Annotated in this window: 21 protein-coding genes; 8 read left to right on the top strand and 13 right to left on the bottom strand. The window is 61.7% G+C overall.

The window, feature by feature from the left end; all coding sequences use genetic code 11:
• Positions 1-36: 36 nt before the first annotated feature.
• The 5 genes from ACE3OA_RS04145 to miaA form a co-directional block, all read right to left on the bottom strand.
• Complete coding sequence (locus ACE3OA_RS04145; protein ID WP_374308197.1) at positions 37-582, bottom strand: PAS domain-containing protein; 546 nt, start codon at positions 580-582, stop codon at positions 37-39.
• Between the two features lie 121 nt (positions 583-703).
• Entirely contained in the window at positions 704-1,723 is a 1,020-nt protein-coding gene (ilvC, locus tag ACE3OA_RS04140) for a ketol-acid reductoisomerase (RefSeq protein ID WP_374308194.1), read from the bottom strand.
• Between the two features lie 62 nt (positions 1,724-1,785).
• On the bottom strand, positions 1,786-2,265 hold the full coding sequence (ilvN, locus tag ACE3OA_RS04135) for an acetolactate synthase small subunit (protein WP_374309212.1): 480 nt from the start codon (positions 2,263-2,265) through the stop codon (positions 1,786-1,788).
• A 122-nt stretch (positions 2,266-2,387) separates the two neighbouring features.
• Positions 2,388-4,148, bottom strand: coding sequence for an acetolactate synthase 3 large subunit (locus ACE3OA_RS04130; protein ID WP_374308192.1), 1,761 nt, complete (start codon positions 4,146-4,148; stop codon positions 2,388-2,390).
• Between the two features lie 95 nt (positions 4,149-4,243).
• Positions 4,244-5,245, bottom strand: coding sequence for a tRNA (adenosine(37)-N6)-dimethylallyltransferase MiaA (miaA, locus tag ACE3OA_RS04125; protein ID WP_374308189.1), 1,002 nt, complete (start codon positions 5,243-5,245; stop codon positions 4,244-4,246).
• Here miaA and serB point away from each other — a divergent pair.
• Positions 5,244-6,149, top strand: coding sequence for a phosphoserine phosphatase SerB (serB, locus tag ACE3OA_RS04120; RefSeq protein ID WP_374308187.1), 906 nt, complete (start codon positions 5,244-5,246; stop codon positions 6,147-6,149). The two genes, miaA and serB, sit on opposite strands and share 2 nt — an antisense overlap.
• 6 nt (positions 6,150-6,155) lie before the next feature.
• Here the strand turns inward: serB and ACE3OA_RS04115 are convergent, their stop codons facing one another.
• The 3 genes from ACE3OA_RS04115 to hflK form a co-directional block, all read right to left on the bottom strand.
• On the bottom strand, positions 6,156-7,661 hold the full coding sequence (locus tag ACE3OA_RS04115) for a DegQ family serine endoprotease (protein ID WP_374308185.1): 1,506 nt from the start codon (positions 7,659-7,661) through the stop codon (positions 6,156-6,158).
• A 169-nt stretch (positions 7,662-7,830) separates the two neighbouring features.
• A complete protein-coding gene (gene hflC / locus ACE3OA_RS04110) occupies positions 7,831-8,718 on the bottom strand; it encodes a protease modulator HflC (protein ID WP_374308183.1) in 888 nt (295 codons plus the stop codon).
• Positions 8,715-9,860, bottom strand: coding sequence for an FtsH protease activity modulator HflK (hflK, locus tag ACE3OA_RS04105; RefSeq protein ID WP_374308181.1), 1,146 nt, complete (start codon positions 9,858-9,860; stop codon positions 8,715-8,717). Before hflK ends, hflC begins: the two co-directional genes overlap by 4 nt.
• A 184-nt stretch (positions 9,861-10,044) precedes the next feature.
• On the opposite strand from hflK, the gene ACE3OA_RS04100 reads away from it, so the two are divergent.
• The 4 genes from ACE3OA_RS04100 to ACE3OA_RS04085 all read left to right on the top strand — a co-directional run bounded on the left by ACE3OA_RS04100 (position 10,045) and on the right by ACE3OA_RS04085 (position 15,770).
• Positions 10,045-11,175 carry an Mrp/NBP35 family ATP-binding protein gene (locus ACE3OA_RS04100; protein ID WP_374308179.1) on the top strand — a complete coding sequence of 377 codons (1,131 nt, stop codon included), beginning with the start codon at positions 10,045-10,047 and terminating at the stop codon, positions 11,173-11,175.
• 18 nt (positions 11,176-11,193) lie between these two features.
• Positions 11,194-11,610, top strand: a complete 417-nt coding sequence (locus tag ACE3OA_RS04095) for an OsmC family protein (RefSeq protein ID WP_374308177.1) — start codon at positions 11,194-11,196, stop codon at positions 11,608-11,610.
• A 274-nt stretch (positions 11,611-11,884) separates the two neighbouring features.
• Positions 11,885-13,705 (top strand): ATP-binding protein, encoded by a 1,821-nt coding sequence (locus tag ACE3OA_RS04090; RefSeq protein ID WP_374308175.1) that lies wholly within the window; start codon positions 11,885-11,887, stop codon positions 13,703-13,705.
• A gap of 88 nt (positions 13,706-13,793) precedes the next feature.
• A complete protein-coding gene (locus ACE3OA_RS04085; protein ID WP_374308173.1) occupies positions 13,794-15,770 on the top strand; it encodes an ATP-binding protein in 1,977 nt (658 codons plus the stop codon).
• 5 nt (positions 15,771-15,775) lie between these two features.
• On the opposite strand, the gene ACE3OA_RS04080 is transcribed toward ACE3OA_RS04085, so the two are convergent.
• Entirely contained in the window at positions 15,776-16,516 is a 741-nt protein-coding gene (locus ACE3OA_RS04080; RefSeq protein WP_374308170.1) for a tetratricopeptide repeat protein, read from the bottom strand.
• 164 nt (positions 16,517-16,680) lie between these two features.
• Here ACE3OA_RS04080 and ACE3OA_RS04075 point away from each other — a divergent pair, with 164 nt between their 5' ends.
• On the top strand, positions 16,681-17,052 hold the full coding sequence (locus tag ACE3OA_RS04075) for a YkvA family protein (RefSeq protein WP_374308168.1): 372 nt from the start codon (positions 16,681-16,683) through the stop codon (positions 17,050-17,052).
• On the opposite strand, the gene ACE3OA_RS04070 is transcribed toward ACE3OA_RS04075, so the two are convergent.
• Positions 17,049-17,945 carry a DMT family transporter gene (locus ACE3OA_RS04070; RefSeq protein ID WP_374308165.1) on the bottom strand — a complete coding sequence of 299 codons (897 nt, stop codon included), beginning with the start codon at positions 17,943-17,945 and terminating at the stop codon, positions 17,049-17,051. The genes ACE3OA_RS04075 and ACE3OA_RS04070 overlap by 4 nt on opposite strands.
• The gene (locus ACE3OA_RS04065; protein ID WP_374308163.1) at positions 17,942-18,937 is read right to left on the bottom strand and encodes a DMT family transporter; all 996 of its coding nucleotides are present in this window, start codon (positions 18,935-18,937) and stop codon (positions 17,942-17,944) included. The genes ACE3OA_RS04070 and ACE3OA_RS04065 overlap by 4 nt, the downstream gene beginning before the upstream one ends.
• A gap of 192 nt (positions 18,938-19,129) precedes the next feature.
• On the opposite strand from ACE3OA_RS04065, the gene ACE3OA_RS04060 reads away from it, so the two are divergent.
• Both ACE3OA_RS04060 and ACE3OA_RS04055 read left to right on the top strand, forming a co-directional pair.
• Complete coding sequence (locus tag ACE3OA_RS04060) at positions 19,130-21,091, top strand: acetoacetate--CoA ligase (protein WP_374308160.1); 1,962 nt, start codon at positions 19,130-19,132, stop codon at positions 21,089-21,091.
• Positions 21,088-22,281 (top strand): aminotransferase, encoded by a 1,194-nt coding sequence (locus tag ACE3OA_RS04055; RefSeq protein ID WP_374308158.1) that lies wholly within the window; start codon positions 21,088-21,090, stop codon positions 22,279-22,281. The genes ACE3OA_RS04060 and ACE3OA_RS04055 overlap by 4 nt, the downstream gene beginning before the upstream one ends.
• On the opposite strand, the gene ACE3OA_RS04050 is transcribed toward ACE3OA_RS04055, so the two are convergent.
• Both ACE3OA_RS04050 and thyX read right to left on the bottom strand, forming a co-directional pair.
• Positions 22,282-22,842: a murein L,D-transpeptidase family protein gene (locus tag ACE3OA_RS04050; RefSeq protein WP_374308156.1), complete on the bottom strand. Its 561-nt coding sequence runs from the start codon at positions 22,840-22,842 to the stop codon at positions 22,282-22,284.
• The gene (thyX, locus tag ACE3OA_RS04045; protein ID WP_374308153.1) at positions 22,839-23,774 is read right to left on the bottom strand and encodes an FAD-dependent thymidylate synthase; all 936 of its coding nucleotides are present in this window, start codon (positions 23,772-23,774) and stop codon (positions 22,839-22,841) included. The genes ACE3OA_RS04050 and thyX overlap by 4 nt, the downstream gene beginning before the upstream one ends.
• Positions 23,775-23,938 lie beyond the last annotated feature (164 nt).

Raw genomic sequence — 23,938 nt, 5'->3', positions numbered from 1 at the left:
ACTTTCTCAAACACGCGCTACGATGTCATCGCCAACTTACAGCACGTAGCGGACTTGGCCGTCCGGTTCCGGAAGGGAACCCGAGACGGCCCTGAGGGTGATTTCCTCTTCGGCTCTTTTCAGCGGCAGGAAGGACGCCAGCACCATATCGACACGGGCGCCATCCTGAGCGAGCGGCAGTCCAAGTCTTTTAACGTAATAATAGTCTTCATTTACCAAGGTCAACCGGCTGGCAAGGAAGACGGGGCGACCTTTCCGAACGATCTCCTCCAGCGCCCACTGGACCGGCGCCGTACGTTCAGCAGACCCCAGTTCATCGATATAGAGGCCCGTCACCTCACGGCCGACCAGGGCGGTAAACCCGGTTGCCGCCAAGCGGAATTTGAACCGGAACCGGGCCGGCTGGCGATCGACCTCGAACAAAAGCATGTGCTTGAGGATCGCTGGCGGCAGATCGGTCGGGTCGAAATCGGCGCGCGACGGCAAATGCCCATCCCGGATCCGCGACAGCCAAAGAGAATATATCGCCGTGAACTCCGGCTCTGCCGCCTCGGCCGGCAAGGTGCCAAAAGACAAATCCATCGCCCCCTCCGCGCCCGACCAACAACTGGCGTGCGAACAATCTACTTGCCATCAGCCCGCCACAAAAGCAAAAGGACGGCTCCAATGGAGCCGTCCTTGCCGAACCGATTGCCAAGCAATCTTAGTTCTTGGTCTTGTCGACCAGACGGTTCTTGCCGATCCAGGGCATCATGGCGCGGAGCTTGGCGCCCACTTCCTCGATGCTGTGCTCGGCCTGGCGGCGACGGGTCGCCTTGAAGCTCGGCTGGCCGGCGGCATTCTCGAGGACGAAGTCGCGCACGAAGCGGCCCGACTGGATGTCTTCGAGGACGCGCTTCATTTCCTTCTTCGTCTCCTCGGTGACGATGCGCGGACCGGTCACGTAGTCGCCGTATTCGGCGGTGTTCGAGATCGAGTAACGCATATTGGCGATGCCGCCTTCATAGATCAGGTCGACGATCAGCTTCACTTCGTGGAGGCACTCGAAATAGGCCATTTCCGGGGCATAACCGGCTTCGACCAGGGTTTCGTAGCCGGCCTGGATGAGCGCCACGAGGCCGCCGCACAAGACGACCTGCTCGCCGAAGAGATCGGTTTCGCACTCTTCGCGGAAGTTGGTCTCGATGACGCCCGAACGGCCGCCGCCAATTGCGCTGGCGTAGGAGATGGCAAGCTCAAGCGCGTTGCCGCTGGGGTTCTGCGCCACGGCGACGAGGCAGGGAACGCCGCCGCCCTTCACATATTCGCCGCGCACGGTGTGGCCAGGACCCTTGGGCGCAATCATGATGACGTCGAGATCGGCTCGCGGCTCGATCAGCTTGAAATGGATGTTGAGGCCGTGCGCGAAGGCCAGTGCCGCACCCTGACGCATGTTCGGCGCCAATTCCTCGGCGTAAAGCTTCGCCTGCAATTCGTCCGGGGTCAGGATCATGATGAGATCCGCCCATTTGGCGGCTTCCGCCGGGGTCATCACCTGGAGGCCCTGCGAAGTCGCCTTGGCTTCCGAAGCGGAGCCCTTGCGCAACGCCACGCGCACGTCCTTGACGCCACTGTCTTTGAGGTTGAGCGCATGGGCATGGCCCTGGCTACCGAACCCGACCACGGCAATCTTCTTGCCCTTGATCAGGTTCACATCGGCATCGCGATCGTAATAAACACGCATGGTCTTTCCCTTTCAGTAGAACAAGTGCGATCCAGGCCCGCAACTCAGCATGGGGCGTGGGATTAGTTCGTTTCAGTTCCGCGCTTCATGGCGACAATACCGGTACGAGACACGTCGGCAAGCCCCAAGGGCTGCATGAGCCCGATGAAGGCGTTGATCTTCTCGGTCGATCCGGTCATCTCGAAGACGAAAGATTCGATGGTTGCGTCGACCACATGCGCGCGGAAAATATCGGCGATGCGCAAGGCCTCGACACGCTTGTCACCCGTGCTCGCGACTTTCACAAGAGCCATTTCCCGCTCCAGCGACGGCCCTTCGACGGTGAGGTCGGTAACGCTGTGGACGGGGACCAGACGCTGCAGCTGATGCTTGATCTGCTCGATGATCATCGGCGTGCCGGTGGTCACGACGGTAATGCGCGACAGATGCTGCGCAGCATCGACCTCGGCCACGGTCAAGCTCTCGATATTGTAGCCGCGGCCCGAAAACAGGCCGATGACGCGGGCGAGGACACCGGATTCGTTGTCCACGAGCACCGACATCGTATGGCGTTCGATCGTTGTATCTTTCACGCTCAAAGTCTCCCTGCCGAACTGGCCAATGCCCGCGACTTCCGCCGGCACGCCAGAGACAATCCCCAATCCACGACGTCTGACACCGCTCATCAGACCAGCACCATGCCCTCTTCCGAGACCGGCTTGGCAGATTGGTCATCGGGGCCAAGCAGCATTTCATTGTGCGGTGAACCCGACGGAATCATCGGGAAGCAATTTTCCTTTTCGTCGACACAGACATCCACAATGACGGGCCCCTTGATGTCGATCATCTGCTTGATGACGTCATCGAGCTCCGACGGCTTCTGCGCGCGCAGGCCCGCGGCCCCGAAAGCTTCCGCCAGCTTCACGAAATCGGGCAAGGCGTCGGAATAGCTTTCCGAATAGCGGCCGCCATGCAGCAATTCCTGCCACTGGCGCACCATGCCCATCCATTTGTTGTTCATGATGAAGATCTTGATCGGCGCGCGGTACTGCACGGCGGTCGCAATCTCCTGGATATTCATCAGGATCGACGCCTCACCCGCCACGTCGATGACCAGCGATTCCGGATGCGCGACCTGCACGCCAACCGCCGCCGGCAGGCCGTAACCCATGGTGCCGAGGCCACCGGAGGTCATCCAGCGATTGGGCTTCTCGAATTTGAGGAACTGCGCCGCCCACATCTGGTGCTGGCCCACTTCCGTCGAAATGTAGAAGTCCTTGTCCTTGATCGCGGCGTAGAGCCGTTGCAGCGCGAATTGCGGCTTGATGATCGTGTCGGACGGCTTGTACTTCAGGCATTCACGGCCGCGCCACTTGTTGATCTGGTCCCACCAGGCGGCCAGCGCCTTCTGGTCGGGCTTCACCTGGCGCGCCTTCCAGATGCGCATCATCTCTTCGACCACATGGCCGACATCGCCGACCACGGGAATGTCGACGCGCACACTCTTGTTGATCGAGCTTTTGTCGATATCGACGTGAATCTTCTTCGAGCCCGGCGAGAACGCATTGAGGCGGCCGGTGACGCGATCATCGAAACGTGCGCCGATATTGATCATGACGTCGCAATCATGCATCGCGTGATTGGCTTCAAACATGCCATGCATGCCGACCATGCCGAGCGACAAGGGATCCGACGCCGGGAAAGCGCCAAGGCCCATCAGGGTCTGCGTGCAGGGGAACCCGGTCAAACGAATGAAATCCGTCAGCATCTTGCAGGCGAGCGGGCCGGAATTCACGGCGCCACCGCCGACATAGAAGATCGGGCGCTTGGCCGTTGCCATCAATTCGACGGCCTGTTCGACCTGATTGCGCTCCGGCTTCTGCACCGGATTGTAGGTGCGATGGCGCTGGCCGGCATGATTGACATATTCGTACTTGGCCTGCTGCACATCCTTGGGCAGATCGAGCAGGACCGGTCCCGGGCGACCCGAACGCGCCACGTAAAAGGCCTCATGGACCTTCCGCGACAGATCCTCAACCGATTTCACCAGATAGTTGTGCTTGGTGCAGGGGCGCGTGATGCCGGTGGTGTCCGCTTCCTGGAACGCGTCGTTGCCGATGAGATGGGTCGGCACCTGGCCGGTGAGGCACACGATCGGAATGGAATCCATCATGGCGTCGGTAAGCCCCGTGACGGCATTGGTGGCACCTGGCCCCGACGTCACCAGCACCACGCCGACCTTGCCGGTTGAACGCGCATAGCCTTCGGCCGCGTGCACGGCACCCTGCTCGTGCCGCACAAGAATGTGTCGGATCTTGTTCTGCTTAAAGAGAGCGTCATAGAGCGGCAATACGGCCCCGCCCGGATAGCCAAAAATGACCTCAACGCCCTGATCTATCAGGGCTTTGACGATGATTTCCGCACCAGTGATGGGTTCCGTAGCCATTGTTCGATCCTCAGTTCCTGCACCCGTCGGGCACAAAGAAATCCAATCGCAGAGCGATTTTCGCGCTGCGGTGGCCGGAACTTAGTGGCTGCCTCTCAAGGGGTCAACAGGAAATCGCGAATTTTGTGGCGCGTTTCCGCCGTATAACTTTGCGAAAATTTCATAGCTGGCATATCGGGCGATATAAAATTTGCCAGAGCCACTTGATGCCGAAACCAGGTGAGCTGCCGCTTGGCGTAACGGCGCGTCGCCTGCTGCGCCGCCGAAATGGCGGCCTCGAGCGGCATTCGGCCCGCAACCACTGCCGCCAGTTCAGGATAGCCAAGTGCCTTGCGGCCGCCGGCGACCGTCTCCGGCGGAAGCGCCTCGGCGCGCACGACCTCATCAAGCGCCCCCCGGGCCACCATCGCCGCAAATCGCCCATCGACGGCCTGATAGAGTTCGGCACGATCGGGATTGAGAATGAAGGACAAGAAGCGATGCGTGGTCGGCGGAACCGGTGGCTGCGCCTGCCACCAGGAAAGCGGCCGCTCCGTCGCCAGCAGCACTTCCCAGGCACGGGCGACACGTTGTTTGTCGGTCGGTTTCAGGACCGCCGCCATTGCCGGGTCGCGGACGGCCAGCAACGCATGCACCGCCGGCGCCCCCTGTTTCGCGACCAGGCGGCGCGCCTCGGTACGGACCTCTTCCGGGATCGGCGGCAAGGGGCTGAAGCCGGTGGTGAGGGCCTTGATATAGAGGCCTGTGCCACCAACCAGGATCGGCACCCTGCCCGCCGCCAGGACGGCATCGATCTCGGCCGCCGCCAGTTCGGCCCAGCGTTGCGCGTCGCAGGCATCGTCGAGGCCGAGGAAGCCATAGAGCCGATGCGGAACGCGGTGAAGTTCCGCCGCGTCCGGTTGCGCGGTCAGGATCGGCAGATCACGATAGACCTGCATGGAATCGGCATTGATGATGGTGCCGCCCAGGGCATCGGCCAGGTCGACCGCCAGGGCCGACTTCCCGCTGGCGGTCGGACCGGCAAGAATCACAACCCTGCCGGCGGCCGGCGCCGGCTTGTCCTGGTCCGCCATTTCCTCTATACGCCCGACCGTCATGGATCTCGTTCTTACCCTTGTTTCGGCCCCCGACAAAGCGCGGCTTGAACCGGCCCTTCTGGCCGAGATCGCCGCTGCCCTGTCGCGCGCCGGCGCCAAAGTCGCGGCTCCCCTGTGGCTCGACCCCGCCATTGCCTGCGATCTCGCGTTCGGCGGCATTGAGGCCAGCCACGCCCAGAACATCGCCATGGCGATGCTGGGTGGCGAAGCCGTGGATTGTTATGCGCAAGGGGCGGGCGGACGCAAGAAGCGCCTGCTCCTCTGCGACATGGATTCCACCATCGTCACGGCTGAAACGCTCGACGATCTTTCGGTCTTTGCCAATGACAAGGCGGAGATCGATGCTCTGACGCAGAAGTCGATCGCTGGCGAGATGAACTTCACGCAGAGCCTGATCGCCCGCGTGGCCCTTCTGAAAGGCCTCACCGAGGCTGAATTCGCCGCTGCCTATTTGAAGGTCGAAGTGTCGCCCGGTGCCGAGACGCTGATCCGGACCCTGCGCCGCGACGGCTGCTACACGGCCCTGGTTTCCGGCGGCTTCCGCTATTTCACCAGCCGCGTCGCTGCCCGCGTCGGCTTCGACATCGATATTTCAAATGATTTTGAGATGGCGGACGGAAAGACCACGGGAAAGCTGATGCCGCCGATTGTCGATCCTGATGGCGAGTTCGGCAAACTCGGCCGCCTTCGCCATCTCGCCAAGGAATGCGGCATCGATCTTTCTGCTGCCGCAGCAATCGGCGACGGTTCGAACGACATTCCGATGCTGAGCGCTGCCGGCATGGGCTGCGGCTATCGCGGCAAGCCCAAGGTTAAAGCGGCGACCGGTTGCCAGCTGAACTACGCCAACCTCACCGGTCTCCTCTTCTACATGGGCTATCGCCGGGATGAGTTCGTAACCTGAGGCCGCTTACTTCTTGCCGATCTTCACCGCGATCCACTGGAAATCGCCCTGACGATTGATCAGAAGCGTCACCAGCCGATAGCCGTTCTCCTGGGCTGACTTCACGCGGTCGCGTACATCGGCCGGGGTGGCCACGGCCTTCTGGTCGACTTCCGCGATCACGTCGCCCGGACGAAGGTCCTTTTCCGCGGCGGGTCCGTTTTCATCGACGGTGAGGACGACGACCCCTTCCGCATCTTCCGGCAGATCGAATTTGCCGCGGGCGGCATCGTCGATCCGGCCGACTTCGACGCCGAGGAGTTCTATCTTGTCGCCTGCATCCACCGGCTGTTCGGGTTCCCCCTCCGGCTGGGTCGTCTGCAACGCGGCCTCGGCCTTCTCGTCGAGTTCGCCCAGTTCAACCGTCACGGTGGTCTTGGCGCCCTTGCGCCAGATACCGACCGGAACCGATTTGCCGAACTGTGAATCCGCCACGAGACGAGGCAGCGCCTTCATGTCGCTCACTTCGCGACCATTGAATTCGAGAATAACGTCGCCCTGACGGATACCGGCCTTGTCGGCCGGACCGCCGGTCGAAACGCTGGAAACGAGCGCCCCCTTTGCCTCGGGCAGGCGCAGGCCTTCGGCAAGCTCCGGGCTCACCGTCTGGATGCGCACGCCGAGCCAGCCGCGCCGCGGATGGCCGAATTCCTTGATCTGGGCGATGACGCCCTTGGCCAAGTTCGAGGGGATGGAGAAGCCGATACCGACCGACCCGCCGGAGGGCGAGTAAATCGCCGAATTGATGCCGACGACGTCGCCATCCATGTTGAACATGGGGCCGCCAGAATTGCCGCGATTGATCGAGGCGTCCGTCTGGATGAAATCGTCATAGGGGCCGGCATTGATGTCGCGCTGGCGGGCCGACACGATACCGGCGGTGACGGTGCCGCCCAGGCCGAACGGGTTGCCGATGGCCAGCACCCAATCGCCGATCCGCAAGGCATCGGAATCGCCCCATTTGACGAAGGGCAGCGGCGTCTTGGTTTCGACTTTGAGCAGCGCCAGATCCGTTTTCTCGTCGCGGCCCACGAGTGTCGCCTTCAGTTCCTCGTTGTCGTGGGTGATGACCGTAATTTCCTCGGCCCCATCGACGACATGGTTGTTGGTGACCACATAACCCGTGGCATCGATGATGAAGCCGGAACCCAGAGAAGTTGCCTTGCGCGGTTTCGGCTTTTCGCCGTTCTGGCGGTCCAGGAACTCGCGAAACATTTCATCGAGATCCTGAATCTGGCTATCGGGCGACACCATCTGGGTGGTCGAGATATTGACCACGGCCGGCAGGGACTTCTCGGCGAGATCCGCGAAGCTCTCAGGGGCCGAGCGGGCGGCAGCGATCTTGAATCCGGCCAGCAGCGTCAGCAGCGCCACCAGCAGCGCCAGCCCGACAAGGCGGAACTCCTTTGCGCCAAAGGCTGGCCGGGCCAGCGCCTTGGCCATGACGCGAGACTGGTTCCATTTCCTATGCATCGCTCTCTTCACCCTCGCCTAATTCGCCGGCTTTCCAGCCCGACCGCCCCGTTACGAACTTGGCCGCCGGCCGGATTTCGCCACCCACTATAACGCAAAAACCGACCGGGCAATCCGCTCGATCGGTTTTTGCCGACATATCGTCAGGGCCGACATGCCAAAGTCGCACCTATTGGGCCGGTGCCGCTTTCCCGCGCTCCATTCCGAAGAAGCGGAAAAAGTCACCGCTCGGCGGTCCGACATAGGTGGTCGTATCGCCCTTCAAACCGTCCTGCATGGCCTGCAGCGACCGGTAGAAATCGAAGAATTTGGCATCGCGGCCAAAAGCCTCGTTGTAGATCGCAATCGCTGCGCCGTCGGCCTCGCCACGCAGAATCTCGGATTGCTTGCGAGCCTCGGCGATCTTAACCACCCGTTCCTTGTCCGCCTCGGCTGTCTTCTGGCGGGCCTCGCGGGCACCCTCGGCGCGGATCCGGGCCGCTTCCTGGGCACGTTGCTTGCGCATGCTGTTGAACACCGCATCGCTGTTCTGGGCCGGCAGGTCGACGCGCTTGAAGCGCACGTCGACGATCTTGATGCCGTAGGGTTCAGCAGCCTGCCGCGTCAGTTCGGTGTGGATCTGCCGCATGATCTCGGCACGCTTGGGCGTCAAAGTATCGACCAATGCGACGTTGCCGATGACACTGCGCAAAGTCGATCCCAGCACCGAGCGGATCTGGCTCTCCGCATTCGCATAGGTACGTCCCACCTGATAGAACTTGAGGCTGTTCACAATCTGGTAGCGCACGAAGGCGGAAATGACGACGCGCTTTTGATCGCGTGTGAGCAACTCCTGCGCCGGCGCATCGAAATTGAGCACGCGTCGATCGAGCAGAATGACCTGATCGGCAACGGGAATCTTCAGCTTCAGGCCGGGCTGCTCGATAACCACCTGCGGGTTGCCGAAACGCAACACGATGGCGCTTTCCGCCTGCTGCACGACGAAGGTGGAGCTATACGCCACGATAGCCAGCAGAACGACGAAGATGACGGCGACTATTGTCTTGTTCTGGCTCATTGCGCCGCTCCCGCATTGCTACCGGCCGCGGGTGCTGTGTTGTCACCCATGGTCGCTTTGCGCTGCTTCAACAACTGATCCAGCGGCAGATAGGGGACGGCACCTGCGCCGCCCGCTTCATCAATGATGATCTTGTTCATACCCGCGAGAATGCCCGACATGGATTCAAGATACAGGCGCCGCTCCGTGATATCCGGCGCCTGCTTGTATTCGTTGTAGATCGAGATGAAACGCTGCGCGTCACCTTGCGCAATAGCCACTTTCTCGGCCTTGTAGGCTTCGGCTTGCTTCACGATCTGCGTCGATTGACCGATGGCTTCTTCGGTCACCTGATTGAAATAGGCCTGCGCATCATTGATGGCAGCTTCCTTGTCCGCGCGCGCTTTTTGCACGTCGCGGAAGGCATCGATTACTTCGCTCGGCGCATCGACCTTCTGCAGCGACAGTTGCTCGATGGTGATCGGCCCGGCGCCGCTGTCGCCCATGCGATAGCTGTCGAGCATCTGCTGCGCCAGATCGCGCGCCTTCAGCTCGATCGAGCCACGGCCCTCGGTGATGGCGTATTCAAAAGTCGACTGCCCGATGATCTCGCGCAACGCAGCCTCGACCGTGTTTTTCACGCTGGCTTCCGGCTCGCCAATGCCGAACAAATATTGCTCGACATTGTTGATGCGCCACAACACGACAGCGCGGACATCGATAATGTTCTCATTGCCTGTGAGCATCAGGCTTTCTTCCGGAACGTCCCGGTCGGAACCGCTGGCCGTCTCGGCACGGAAGCCGACCTCGACGCGGTTACGCGTCGCGACATCCGGGGTGTAGTGATCGCCGATGGGAACCGGCCAGTTCCAGCGCAGCCCCGGCAATGTCTGGCTGACGAAGCGCCCGAACAGCATGTTGACGCCGACCTGGCCCGGGTTGACGACGTAGAAACCGGTCACCAGCCACAGAACGACAGCCGCCGCCCCGATCAGTGCCAAAGCCCGGCCTGAGCCGAAGCCACCCGGCAGGATCGACTTCATGCGGTCCTGACCGCGCTTGATCATTTCTTCGAAATCGGGGGGTTGATTGCCGCCACCGCCGCCGCGACCCCAAGGGCTCTGCCCGCCGCCCCAGGGACCACCCTGATTATTCCACGCCATAAGGATCCTCAAGATTGGTCTAGAATGAGACCGCTGCCGGCCAGCGCCCTTTTATTGGTCGCGTCAAAGCCTTATATGACAGCCGCCGCACCACCGCAATCGACGGGGCCCGCACCGGATTCGGCCCCCGCCGCGAATTGATGGTGCGCGCATCATATCGGGCCGGGGAGAGGACATTTCAAGGATGGCCAAGATCGTGGAAGCGGAAATTCGTTCGGTTTTGTCGACAATTACCGCACCGGACGGCGGCAACATCGTCGATCGCGGCATGGTTCAGGGCCTGGTTGTGCGTGACGGACATGTCGGCTTCAGCATCGAAGTCGACCCGGCGCAGGGGAATCAGCTGGAACCGCTGCGCAAATCGGCGGAAGCGGCGATCATGGGATTGCCCGGCGTGCTGTCGGTGACCGCGGTTCTCACCGCGCACCGGGGCGGTAGCGCCGGCGGCGCGCCCCAGCGCCCGGTGGCGGCTCCGGCCCCGCGGCCCCAGGGCCAGCATCCTGGCGGAAACAAGGCCCTGGTTCCCGGCGTCAAGCACATCATCGCGGTTGCCAGCGGCAAGGGTGGCGTCGGCAAATCGACCACGGCCACCAATCTCGCCCTCGCCTTCACCACTTTGGGCCTCAAGGTCGGCCTGCTCGACGCCGACATATACGGTCCGTCGCAGCCGCGCCTGATGGGCCTCAGCGGCCGCCCAGAAAGCCGCGACGGCAAGACGCTCGAGCCCAAGCAGAATTACGGCGTAAAGGTCATGTCGATGGGCTTCCTCATCGAGGAAGACACGCCGATGATCTGGCGCGGCCCCATGGTCATGAGTGCCATTACCCAACTGCTGCGTGAGGTCAATTGGGGCGAGCTCGACATCCTGGTCTGCGATCTGCCGCCGGGCACGGGCGACGCGCAGCTCACCATGTCGCAATCGGTGCCGCTTTCCGGCGCCGTCATCGTCTCGACCCCGCAGGATATCGCCCTCCTCGACGCCAAGAAGGGCCTCAACATGTTCCGCAAGGTGGATGTGCCTGTTCTGGGGTTGATCGAAAACATGAGCTACTTCAGCTGCCCGAATTGCGGCCATCGGACAGACATCTTCGCCCATGGCGGCGCGCAGCGCGAGGCGGCCAAATTCGGCGTCGATTTCCTGGGCGAGATTCCGCTCGATATCCAGATCCGCGAAACGTCGGATTCCGGGCGACCGATCGTCGCAAGTGAGCCCACCTCGCCGCATTCGCTTGCCTATGGCGAGATTGCCCGCAAGATCTGGCAGAAGCTCGACGCAACCCCGCAACGCGCCGCGCCGCGCATCGTGCTGCAATAAGCGATAGGATCTGAGAAGATGAAAGCCCGCGTGAAGTGGATCGAGAACAGCACGTTTCTCGGCGAGAGCAATAGCGGTCATGCCGTCATCATGAACGCGGCGACGACGGCGGGCGGTCCGACAGTGGCGCCCTCGCCCATGGAATATCTGCTTCTCGGCACCGGCGGATGTACATCGATTGATGTCGTCATGATCCTGCAGAAGGGCCGCCAGGATGTGCGCGGCTGCGAGTGCAGATTGGAAGCCGAGCGCGCCCCGAGCGATCCGAAAATCTTCACCAAGATCAACATGCACTTCGTTGTCACCGGCAAGGATCTGAAGCCCGAGACCGTGCAACGGGCGATCGACCTGTCGGCGGAAAAGTACTGCTCAGCCTCGATCATGCTGGGCAAGATGGCCGAAATCACTCACAGCTTCGAAATCATCCCCGCCTGACCCATCAGCCCGACCCATCAGCCTGAACCATAAAGTTGCGCGCCACCTTCGAACGCGCGTCGTGGTTGACAGTTGAAACGCCCCCTGCGCCAATAAGCTTCATGTTGAAAGGCACGGGGTCGGTGGGGCGGTGGCGCGACCAAGTCTAAGAACAGCAGCGGTTTTAGCTGCGGCAATCTCTATTGCTGCGCTTGTCTATTTGATAGGCGAATTTGCCTATCGCCGCGATATCGCGCTGGCCTCGGAAGCACGGACCCGAAACCAACTTACGGGATTGGCCAACCGGTTTCTGACTGAAATTGCCGCCGGAACCGATCTGGGGCTGGGCCTCGCTGCCGTGGTCGCAGCGGAACCGACCATCACGGAGCGGAAGTTCACCACGATCTGTCGTACCATTCTGGCGGCACAGCCGAAGGTGCGCAATATCGCCCTCATCGTCGGCGATCTGGTCAAATACAATTGCCCGCTGGGTGGCCCCTCCGTGAAGATTGGCCGAGAGTTGGGCGATGCGGTCGATGGTGCCAGCTCGTTTGAACGGCTGCAGCAATCCGATGACGCCGTGGTTTCCGGGCCGCTGCGGGTTGGCACCGGCGACTGGGTGATCGTCGTGCGCATTCCGATACGCATCAAGAGCGAGACCGGGCTGCTCAAATACTGGGGCGCCATCAGCGTTCCGCTTCGCCTCAGCGGCATGATCCAGCAATCCGGTTTGTCCGACCCGACCATGGGCATCGATGTCGCCATGAGGGGAAACCGGGAACCAATGCGTGCGCCGGAAACGATCTTCGGCGATGCCGCGATCTTTGAGAATGGCGCTGTGCGCGTTCCCATCGCCATGCCGGAAGGGACCTGGTTTCTTGCCGCCCGTCCGACCAAGACTCTCCCCGACGAGCCGCAGACCTTGCAGCGGCTCTTCATGGTAATCGCCGCCCTTTTCAGCGGCGCTGTCGTGCTGGTTGCCGTTCCCTATGTCGCTCGCCGCCGACGGCTGGAAGTTGAAGTCAACCGCAACCGCGACCTGCTCCGCGCCTTGATGCGGAATTCGCCCATCGCGATGTATGTCAAAGATGTCGAAGGCCGCTACCTGGATCTCAATGAGGAGGCGTATCGGGCCTATCGCATTGGCGAAAGTGATATCCATGGGCGCACGGCGCGGGACTTCGTTGACCCGGACCTCGCCGATCAATTTGAAGCGGAGGATGTCCGTGTCCTGAGTGGCGAGGTGGTCCGCACCGAGCGGCGCGCCGATGCATCAAGTACCTATGCCTGGGAACGCGAGATCAAGTTTCCTGTAATCGATGCCAGCGGCAAGGTTATCGCCATCGCCGGCTACGTCCTCGACATCACCGGGCAGAAGCAGAGCGAAGCCCGCATGCTCGAGGCCCTCCGGCGTGCGGAGGCAGCCAACCGCGAAAAATCAAACTTCCTCGCCACCATGAGCCACGAGTTGAGGACGCCGCTCAACGCCATCATCGGCTTTTCCGACATTCTGCGACGTGAGATGTTCGGTCCACTCGGCAGTGCAAACTATCAGGCCTATGCGACCGACATCCACAAAAGCGGGCAATTGCTCTACGATCTGCTGGGCGGCATCATCGATCTTTCGGCCGTCGAGGCAGGCCACCTCAACGTCAAATCCGAATCGCTCACGCCGGATCAGGTGATCGCCGATTGCCGCGCCATCCTCGAAGCCCTGGCACGCGAGCGCGATCACACGCTGATCATCCGCGTCGATACGAGCACGGCAATCTGGGGTGACCGACGCCTGTTGCGACAGGTCATCATCAACCTGACCAGCAACGCCGCCAAATACACACGCAAAGGCGGTCGCATCGAAGTCATCGCGGAAGACCTGGGCGATCAAGTCGTGTTCCGCGTGTGTGACAACGGCATCGGCATGGAGCCTGGCGATATCGAACGCGCGTTGCAGCCCTTTACGCGCCTCGGCGACCCAATGCGGGCCGAAATCGGTGGTTCCGGCATCGGGCTGACACTGGTGAAGCGCTTGGTCGAAGCCATGCGCGGCTCGTTGATCATATCGAGCACGCCCGGCACGGGCACCACGGTCGAGGTTCGCCTGCCCAAGGCAAGCTAGGTGCAGCCAGCGCCGAAGCCATGTTGACAGGAGCCGCCGCAAGTTGCCCAATGCGGCAGGATATATCGTCAGCACCGGGATAAGTCTCGTGCCACTGTCGTCTCGGACCAAGTATGTCTTGATCGGTATCGGAGCGGTGGCTATCGCCGTCGCGATATTCTCGGCTGGCGAGTGGCTCAGCCGCCAGCGCGCAGAATCGCTGACACGAGCCACGTTGAAGTCAGAGCTCAACACTTTCGCCGGTGCATTGAAAACGGAAATAGACAGGAGTGTTGATCTCGGGCGTGGGCTTGCGGCTGTCATTGCAGCACGCGATGGTATCTCGGCCGAGGATTTCGCGGAAAGCTGCGAAAGCCTGCTGCTGCATGAACCAAAAATCCGCAACATCGCGCTGATCGTCGGATCGGTCATCACCTACAACTGCCCGCTGGCCCGGAACAGAGGAACGATCGGCATCGATCTGCGCCAACGCCCCGATCAATGGCCCTCCTTCGAGCGCATGCGCGCAAGCGGGCGCCCGGACGTGGCAGGCCCCGTCAATCTGGTGCAAGGCGGCTGGTCCATCATCGCGCGCGTCCCCATTTTCGTCCACGGCCAGGGCCGACCGCCGGTCTTCTGGGGGGCGCTCAGCATGCCGCTCAACATGGAAGGGCTCTTCGACCAATCGGGCATCACCGATGCGGCGCAACTGATCGATATCGCCGTTCGCGGCAACCGCAATGCCACCCTGGCGCCAGAGACCTTGATCGGCGATCCGTCCGTATTCGACGACAACCCGGTAACTGTCGAGATTCCATTTCCCGACGGCGCCTGGAAACTTGCGGCGCGAGTGCCGCTCTTCGGGAGCGGCCTCACGACCGATTCGCCGTTGCATCTGGCAACCTTGCTTGCAGCCATCATGTGCGGCGCCATGTTCTTTGTCGTTTCAATCTATGCGGATCGCCGGCAGCGGCTCGAGGCAGAGTCCAATCGCAATCGCGACTTGCTCCGTGCCTTCATGGAAAATGCACCGGTCGCCATGTATGTGAAGGACGTTGACGGTCACTATATCGACCTCAATGCCGAAGCCCGCCGTGCTTTTGGCGTCGGCGACCGCGCCTATTATGGACGCACCATGGACGAGTTCTTCGATACGGCGATGGCGAAAGACCTTGCCGACGATGATGTCAAGGTAAGGGGCGGCGCCGTCGTTCGCGCCGAACGCAATTCGGGCCTCAAGCAGGCCTATCCTTGGGAGCGGGAGATCAAATTCCCGGTCAAGGACAAGGAAGGCAAGGTTGTCGCCATCGGCGGCTATGTGTTCGACATCACCGCCGGCAAGGAAGCTGAGATCCGACTGGTGCGTGCGCTGCGCACTGCGGAGGAAGCCAATCGCGCCAAGTCGGAATTCCTGGCAACAATGAGCCACGAATTGCGGACACCACTCAATGCCATCATCGGATTCTCGGACGTCATCCAGCGCGAAGTCTTCGGCCCGATCGACAACCCAACCTATCGAGGGTATATCAACGACATTCATGTGAGCGGGCAGCAATTGCTGGACCTGCTGGGCGGAATTATCGACCTGTCGGCAGTCGAATCGGGTCGCATCGAAGTCAAGCGCGAGGTCGTCACCGCACAAGAGGTATTGGGAGATTGCCGTGCCATCATCGAAGGGATGGCACGCGAACGGCAGCATCATCTGCATTTCAATGACGCGGCGCATGCCCCCTGTTGCGCCGATCGGCGCCTGTTGCGTCAGGTTCTGCTCAATCTTGCCAGCAATGCAGCGAAGTACACGAGGAAGGGCGGCGACATCGAAGTTTCGACACGTGATGATGGCGACATGGTGACATTCTCCATCATCGACAATGGTGTCGGCATGTCGACCACGGAAATCGAACGGGCCATGCAGCCCTTCACGCGCCTGGGAGATACGATGCGCGCCGAGGTCGGTGGCTCCGGCATTGGCCTCGCCTTGGTCAAGCGCCTGGTCGAAGCCATGAACGGCCGCCTGCACATCAAAAGCGAACCTGGCCGGGGAACGACGGCCGAAATCAGCATGCCGAAGGCAGGCGCCGCCTGACCCCGTCAGGGTTGCTTGAAGAAATCCTCGGGCAATTCGGAAAGGTCCGGCGGCACGACGCGCTTGGGTGTGAACTGCAGCGAACGTTTCTGGGCGGCTTCGATCTGGGCGGGCGTCATGCCGGCAGCGACTTTCTCGCGCAAATCCACCATCTCGCGCCGCTCCTTGCCTTGCGGCAATTGCGCGGCGGCAATGTTGTACCACATATAAGCCTTGCCCGGATCGGCAACGGTGCCGAGGCCGGCCTCATACATCTGCGCCGTGGGTGCATAGGCTTCGAAACAGCCCTGCATTGCCGCCTTTTCGAACCAGCTCAGCGACGTGCGATAGTCGAGCGGCACGCCCTGTCCGAAGAAATAGGCGACCCCCATCAACCGCTCCGCGACCGGATGCCCCAGCTTGGCCAGCTTCTCGAAGACCGGGACGGATTTTGTGAAGTCGCCGTTGCTGTAGGCAACCCATGCCGTGTCGGTGCCCTTCTCCAATTTGTCCCAGGTATAGGGAATGCCCTCGATCATCACGACATATTTGCAGGCGCGCCCTTCCCCGGCAGGAATGGCCGGGGTCGAGGGTTCCGGCGATGCAGCAGGTGCCGTTTCGGCCGGGCTGACACCGGGCTGCGTGTCCGGCGCCTTGCCGATACCGGCCGGCGGCGGCAACGGCGTCGCCTGCTGCCCCAGACCCGGGGAAGCGAACGCCACGCAAAGGCCCAGTATGGTCGGAATCAGGAGCGATGTGGTCTTCATGGCTGCAAACATTGATGAGGATGGCTCAAGCTAGCATTTCTTGGGCCAATTAGGCTCACAATCCGTTTATATGTCGTGAATTCGATCTGATCCAGCGCAGATCCCCCTTGCCGGACGCAGGCCGCGACCCCATTTTCGGTGCTTCGATCCAAAGGGAGAGCGAGTTGGCCGATCCGACCGATTCCGAAACCGAGACCTTCGACACCGGCAAATTTGAACGGGATCGCCAGCGCGTCGAACAAGGATTCTGGCCGAAACTGCGCCGCATCGCCGGACGAATCCCTTTTCTGGACGAACTCCTGGCCGCCTATTATTGCGCCGTCGACCCGGCCTCGCCGCTCAAGGTCAAAGCCGTGCTGATGGGAGCCTTGGCCTATTTCGTGCTGCCATTCGACGCTGTGCCGGATTTTCTGGCTCTGTTCGGCTTTGCCGACGATGCCGCCGTCGTCTATGCCGCCATCAAGATGGTGGCAAAGCACATCACGCCTGCGCACCGGGCCAAAGCCCAGGCGGCACTCCAGAAGCTCGAGACCTAATCCGCCGCTTTCGCTGCCCGCCCCAGCCGGGCTTCGCGCTGGGCGATGTAGATGGTGCTGCCGACGATCAGCGTGGCACCGATGAGCGTCCAATGGTCGGGCACTTCGCTGAAAGCGACGAAGCCGATCAGGCCGGCAAAGAGCAGTCGCAGATAGTCGAAGGGCGCCACCACCGACGCCTCGCCCGCCTTGAAGGCCAGGATCCACCAATATTGCGACAAGGCGCCCGTTACACCGATCGCGACGAGGTAAAACCATTCGGTGGCATTCGGCCATTGCCAATAGTAGATCGCAGCCGGGGTCACCAGCAGGGTCCCGATCAGGCCGTAATAGAACAGCATGATCAAGGGCGTCTCGCTGGCCGGCAGCCGTTTCAGGATCGTGATGAGAAGTGCAATGGAAAGCGCGTCGCCCATGGCGAGCAGCGCCCAGGGATTGAAGGCGCTGCTGCCTGGCTGCATCATCACCAGAACGCCGATGAAGCCGACAATCGTGGCGGCCCAGCGTCGCCAGCGGACCTCTTCCTTGAGGATGACGACGGCGAGGATCACGGCAAAAAGCGGCTTGGTGAAACTGAGGGCGGTATATGTCGCCAGTTCCAGTTTCGCGATGCCGATATAGGCGCAGATCATGGCGACAAAGCCCAGGACTGCACGCAGCGCATGCGCCTTGATGTATTGCGAGCGCAAGGATTCAAACCCTGAATTCGCCACGAACGGCGCCAACATCAGAAAGCCCACGAGCACGCGGAAGAAAGTGATTTCAAAGGTGTTGATACCGGCCTGCCCGGCCAGTTTCACAAAGGCCGCCATCACCGAAAAGCCGAGCCCGCACAGCGCCATCCAGATGCAGCCGCGGATATTGCCGGACAGAAGCATGAAGCCTTTTTTCATTCCGGATTCCTGGAAATGCGCGACGCTGGCGTGGAATTGAGATCGGCGGCAATGCCTGGCTGCGCGCTCTCGACCGTCGCCTGAATCGCCAGGGCATCGCTGCCGCGGGACCGGCGCAAGAAGGCCTCGCGCTGGGCGATATAGAGGCCGGCCGCGACGATCACGGCGGAGCCGACCCAGAACCAATGATCCGGCTGCTCGCCGAACCAGAACATGCCGATCCCGGTGACAAAGATGAGCCGCGAATAGTCATACGGCACGATAGCCGATGCATCCGCCATGGCGAAGGCCCTGGTCCAGCAAAGATGTCCCAGAGTCCCGAAGAAGCCCAGCGCCACCACATAGGGCCAGGATTCCAGGCTGGGCCAGGTCCAATAGAAGAGCGCCGGGCCCAGCGCCAAAGGTGTCGACAGCAGCACCATGTAGGTGACGATGGCCTGCGAGCTTTCGCTCCGCGAGAGCGTCTTGACGATGACGGAGACCGTCGCCGTCAGGAAAGCGCTGCAGATGACGAGGATTTCGCCGAATCCGATATCTGTCGTCCCGGGCTGCAGGACGATCAGCACGCCGGCAAAACCCAGCAGGGTCGCCGTCCAGCGCCGCAGCCGCACCTGCTCTTTCAGGATCAAGGCGGCGAGGATGGTGGCAAAGAGCGGTGCCGCGAAGCTGAGCGAGGTTGCATTCGCGATCGGCATGTAGGCCAAGGCCGTAAAGCCGCACATCATGGAAATGACGCTGAGGCCCGAGCGGAAGAGGTAAGTCCCGAAACGCCCGGTCCGCAGGCTGCCGAACCCGTGCCGCCACAGCCAGGGGATCATGAACACGAAGCCGAACAGATTGCGCCAGAAGGCGATGACGAATCCGTGCAACTCGCCGGAAAGCTGCTTCACCGAGGCGCTGAGCAGGGAAAAAAAGACGCAAGCACCGAGAGCCAGGAGAGCGGCGACGACCGGGTCGGGCAGGCCGCTTCTCTTGTGGTCGGAACTTGTCATGTGTATGTCGGGAATCGTCTTGCCAGGATGAGCCCGCGCCCGGAAGATGCGCTTGCTCTGTACCTTAAGGTGCGGCAGAGACAATAAAAAGGGTGGACAGTGCGGCCAAGCCTTGCATTTTCCGCAGGTCGGGTCAGTTTGGCCTATGTTGCAGCGCGGTCAGGCGCGCATTGGTGCTGAAGGGAAGACAGTATGGACGATTTGTTGTGGCAACCGAGCGAAGCCGTCGTCGCCGGCGCCAACATGACCAAGTTCCGCACCCAGGTTGCCCGCGACTGGCAGATCGACCTGCACGATACGGCGGCCCTGTGGCAATGGTCGGTGGATGAAATCGAGCATTTCTGGCTGTCGCTGTGGCGCTATTGCGAGGTGATCGCCGATGGGCCTGGCCATCCTGTGCTCGTCGATGGCGACAAGATGCCGGGGGCACAGTTTTTCCCGAACGCGAAAATCAACATTGCCGAAAACCTGCTGCGCTTCTCCAAGGCCGGCGATACGCGCGACGCCTTGGTCTTCTGGGGCGAGGACAAGGTCAAGCGGCGCCTCAGCCACGGCGATCTACATGACCGGGTGGCGGCACTCGCCGCTCATTTTCGAGGCATCGGTCTGAAACCTGGCGACCGCGTCGCCGGTTTCGTGCCCAATATGCCCGAAAGCATCATCGCGGCGATGGCCGCCGCCTCGATCGGCTGCGTCTGGTCCTCCTGCTCGCCGGATTTCGGCGTCCAGGGCGTGCTCGACCGCTTTGGTCAGATCGAACCGCGTGTCCTCATCACCGCCGACGGCTATTGGTATAACGGCAAGAGCCACGATTGCCTGGAACGTGCCGCCGAATTCCTGGCCAAGCTTCCCAGCGTCGAGGAAGTGCTGGTCATTCCCTACATCAATGACAGCCCAACCTTGGGCAACCTGCCCAATGCCCGCCTGATCGATGACGTCATTGCCGCCAATATCGGCGCCGAACTGAAGTTCGAGCGTCTGCCCTTCAACCACCCGCTCTACATCATGTTCTCCAGCGGCACGACCGGTGTGCCGAAATGCATCGTCCATGGCCAGGGTGGTACGCTGCTGCAGCACCTCAAGGAACACCGCCTGCATTCCGACGTGAAGCCGGGCGACCGCGTGTTCTATTTCACCACCTGCGGCTGGATGATGTGGAACTGGCTGGTTTCCGGCCTCGGCTCCGGCGCCACGCTGCTGCTCTATGACGGCTCGCCCTTCGCACCCAACGGCAACATCCTGTTCGATTTCGCCCAGGCCGAAAAGTGCACTTTCTTCGGCACCTCGGCAAAATATATCGATGCCTGCGCCAAGGCCGGTGTTGACCCGATCAAGACCCACGATCTCTCGGCCATGCGGACCATCGGCTCGACCGGCTCACCCCTGGTGCCGGAGGGCTTTGACTACGTCTATCGGCACATCAAGCAGGATGTCTGTCTGTCCTCGCTTTCGGGCGGTACCGACATCGTATCCTGCTTCATGCTGGGCAATCCGGCAGGTCCGGTATGGCGCGGCGAGATTCAGATGCGCGGCCTCGGCATGAAGGTCGAGGTCTGGGACGATGACGGCAAGCCGGTGAAAGGCGAAAAGGGGGAGTTGGTCTGCACCCGCCCCTTCCCCTGCATGCCGGTCGGTTTCTGGAACGATCCCGACGGCAAGCGCTACAAGGCCGCCTATTTCGAGCGCTATCCAAATATCTGGCACCATGGCGACTATGTGGAACTGACCGCGCATGACGGCATCATCGTCTATGGTCGCTCCGACGCCGTGCTCAATCCGGGCGGCGTGCGCATCGGCACGGCGGAAATCTACCGCCAGGTCGAACAGCTGCCGGAAATCCTGGAGAGCATCGTCATCGGTCAGGATTGGGAAGGCGATGTCCGCGTCATCCTCTTCGTGCGGCTGCGCCCCGAGGTGAAACTCGACGAAGCGCTGGAGAAGAAGATCCGCAACCAGATCCGTGCCAACACGACGCCGCGCCATGTGCCGGCCAAGATCGTCGCCGTGACGGATATCCCCCGCACCAAATCCGGCAAGATCGTGGAACTGGCCGTGCGCGATGTCGTCCATGGCAAGGCGGTGAAGAACAAGGAAGCACTCGCCAACCCGGAAGCGCTCGATCTCTACGCCAACCTCAAGGAACTCAAATCGTGAGCCTACACGCCAATCCCTGGCTCACCGCCGTGGCAGTTCCACCCATCGCCGAAGCACAGGGGTGGATTGAGGGCCGGACGTTTCCGGCGGAAAAACCGCTGATCGATGTCTGCCAGGCGGTCCCAGGCTATGCGCCGCCGCCCGCCCTGACCGAGCACATGGCAAAAGCCCTGCAACTGCCGGCAACGCACCGCTACACCGACATCACCGGCCTGCCCGATCTGCGCGCCGCCCTCGCCCGCGACATCGCCAAAAGCTACGACCTCGGCGGCGAGGTCGCGGCCGAGAATGTGATGATCACGGCTGGCTGCAACCAGGCCTTTTGCCTTGCGACCGCCGGCCTCGCCAAGGCCGGCGACGAGATTATCCTGCCGCTCCCCTATTACTTCAATTACCAGATGTGGCTGGAGATGATTGGCGTCAAGGCGCGCCATATCGACTTCCGCCCCGCAGCCGGCGGGCAGCCGGACTTGACCGAGATCGAGGCCGCGATTAACGGCAGCACCCGCGCCCTCGTTCTCATCTCACCCAACAACCCGACAGGCTCGGTCTATCCGCCGGAATATTTGAAAGCGGCCCTCACCCTCTGCCGCAAGCACGGCATCGCCCTCATCCTCGATGAGACCTATCGCGATTTCATGCCGCATGATGAACCTCCCCACGATCTCTTCCGCGATGCGGACTGGGCCGGCACGCTCGTCCATCTTTACAGCTTCTCGAAGGTGTTCTGCCTTACCGGCTACCGCGTGGGGGCCATCGTCGCCGATCCCGCACTCATTGACGAGATCGGCAAGGCGATGGATTGCGTCGCCATCTGCGCACCGCGCATCGGCCAGATTGCAGCAATACACGGCCTCGAATCCCTCAGCGACTGGCGTGGCAGCAATACAAAGCTGATGCGGGACCGGCTTGCCGCCCTGCAACAAGCCTTCACGCGCAACGATCTTGGATACGAGGTGGTGAGTGCCGGGGCCTATTTCGCCTATGTAAAGCACCCTCATCGTGGGCAACCTGCAACGGCTGTCGCCAAACGGCTCGCCGACAAGCAGAATCTTTTGGCTCTCCCCGGCTCTATGTTCGGTCCGGGCCAGGAGGATTTCCTGCGCGTTGCCTTCGCCAATGTTGATGCAACGAAGATGCCGGAAATCGCGGCGCGGCTGGCGGCAGATGCCGCTGACAGGTCTTGGTGACTAAGGTCTGATCTCGATCGGCGTGCCGAGATCGACGGCGGACCAGATCACGTCCATGGCAAGGTTGGAGACACCGATACAGCCATTGGTGAGCGGGGAGCGCGAGAACCAGCGCCACCAATGCCGCTGGCCGTGGATCATGATGCCGCCGCCCGCTGCCTCGCCCTTCGCTGCCGCGCGCGACGCCTGCGCCTTGTTGGGATAGGAAACGAGCAGTGCCTTGTGATGGGTCGAGGCATCATTGCCCCAGATGAGCTTGTACTTGCCCTCGGGCGTGCGCTGATCGCCCTCGCGCAGCTTCTGTCCCGTGGGATTCTTGCCGAGCGAAATATCGGCCGAGAACACCGCCTTCCCGTCGCGCATCAGCGCAATCGTGCGGGCGGATTTGTCGACCAGCACCTTGTCGACCGGGCCGATAACCAGCGCCATCACCGGCCCGGGCACATAGGCGAGCATCGCCCAGGCGATGAACAGGGCCGCCAGCACCTTCAACCCGCGCTTCAGCCAGCGCGGCGGTTTGGCTGCAACCCAATCGACGCTATCGAGGACCAGTTCGCTCATTTGCTCTCGAGCAGCGCCTGCAGTTCAAGCCATTCGCGCTTGCCCATGCCGCTCGACTCTTGCGTGACCGCTTCGCCGGCGAGACGCCGCTTCACGACACTGAGCGCATTCTTGGAAAGGGTCGCAGCGCCCAGTCGATGCTGCACGAACGCCTCGTAGCAAAGCGGAACCCAGCGCTTGAGCATATCGAGCATCGCGTCGGCATAGACACGGATCTCGTATTGCGCATGCGGGTCGGCGCGCAGCGAGAGAAAGTGCATGAAGTTGTGCAGATCGATCTTCCAATACCATTGGGTATAGAAGTTGAGGCTGAGGTTCATGCGCGCCAGCTCACGCGCGAGGCCCGGGCGGCTGGCATCGATCGGCTCGCCCGCTTCGTTCTCGTTGAGCATATCGACGTAATGGTCATAGACCTGGGTCGAATCGCGCTTGAGCAAGTCGAGCACGCGCTGCGCCTCCGCCCCTTCCAGCACATCGCCGCGGCCCTGGCGGTTCGACGAGGATTGCGCGGCAAGATGCTCGGGGGCTGGGATATAGAACTCCCGGTCGAGAATCGAATAGCGCGCCGAATACTCATTCACATTGGCGGTGCGGTGGCGGATCCATTGCCGCGCCACGAAGATCGGCATCTTCACATGGAATTTGATCTCGCACATCTCGAACGGGGTCGAATGGCGATGACGCATCAGATAATGGATGAGGCCCTGGTCCTCGCTCACCTTCTTGGTGCCGCGGCCATAGGAAACGCGGGCTGCCTGCACAACCGCATTGTCATCGCCCATATAGTCGATGACGCGCACAATGCCGTGATCGAGCACGGGGATGGCTTGATAGAGGATTTCCTCCAAGGCCGGGGCGACCGCGCGCCGCGTCGCCACGGATTGTGCGCGCTGTTCCTCGATCGCCGCCAGTTGCTCGGGTGATAAGGGCATGCCGGGTCCCGCCTAACTCAATGTGCCGAAAACGAAACTTTCCCCCGGGGCCGACTCGCTGCGACCCCGCCGGCGCTGGGCCGGAGGCGGGTTTTTACCGGGAACAGGACCCGGCAACAAGGCCGCCGGCATGGCCGCGCCATCCTGGCCTCAAAGTCGGGCGT

It is taken from the genome of Dongia sp., from assembly GCF_041906375.1.
Classification (GTDB): Bacteria; Pseudomonadota; Alphaproteobacteria; order Dongiales; family Dongiaceae; genus Dongia.
Note: the sequence above shows the minus strand (reverse complement) of the source record. Positions and strands in the feature narration are given on the sequence as shown.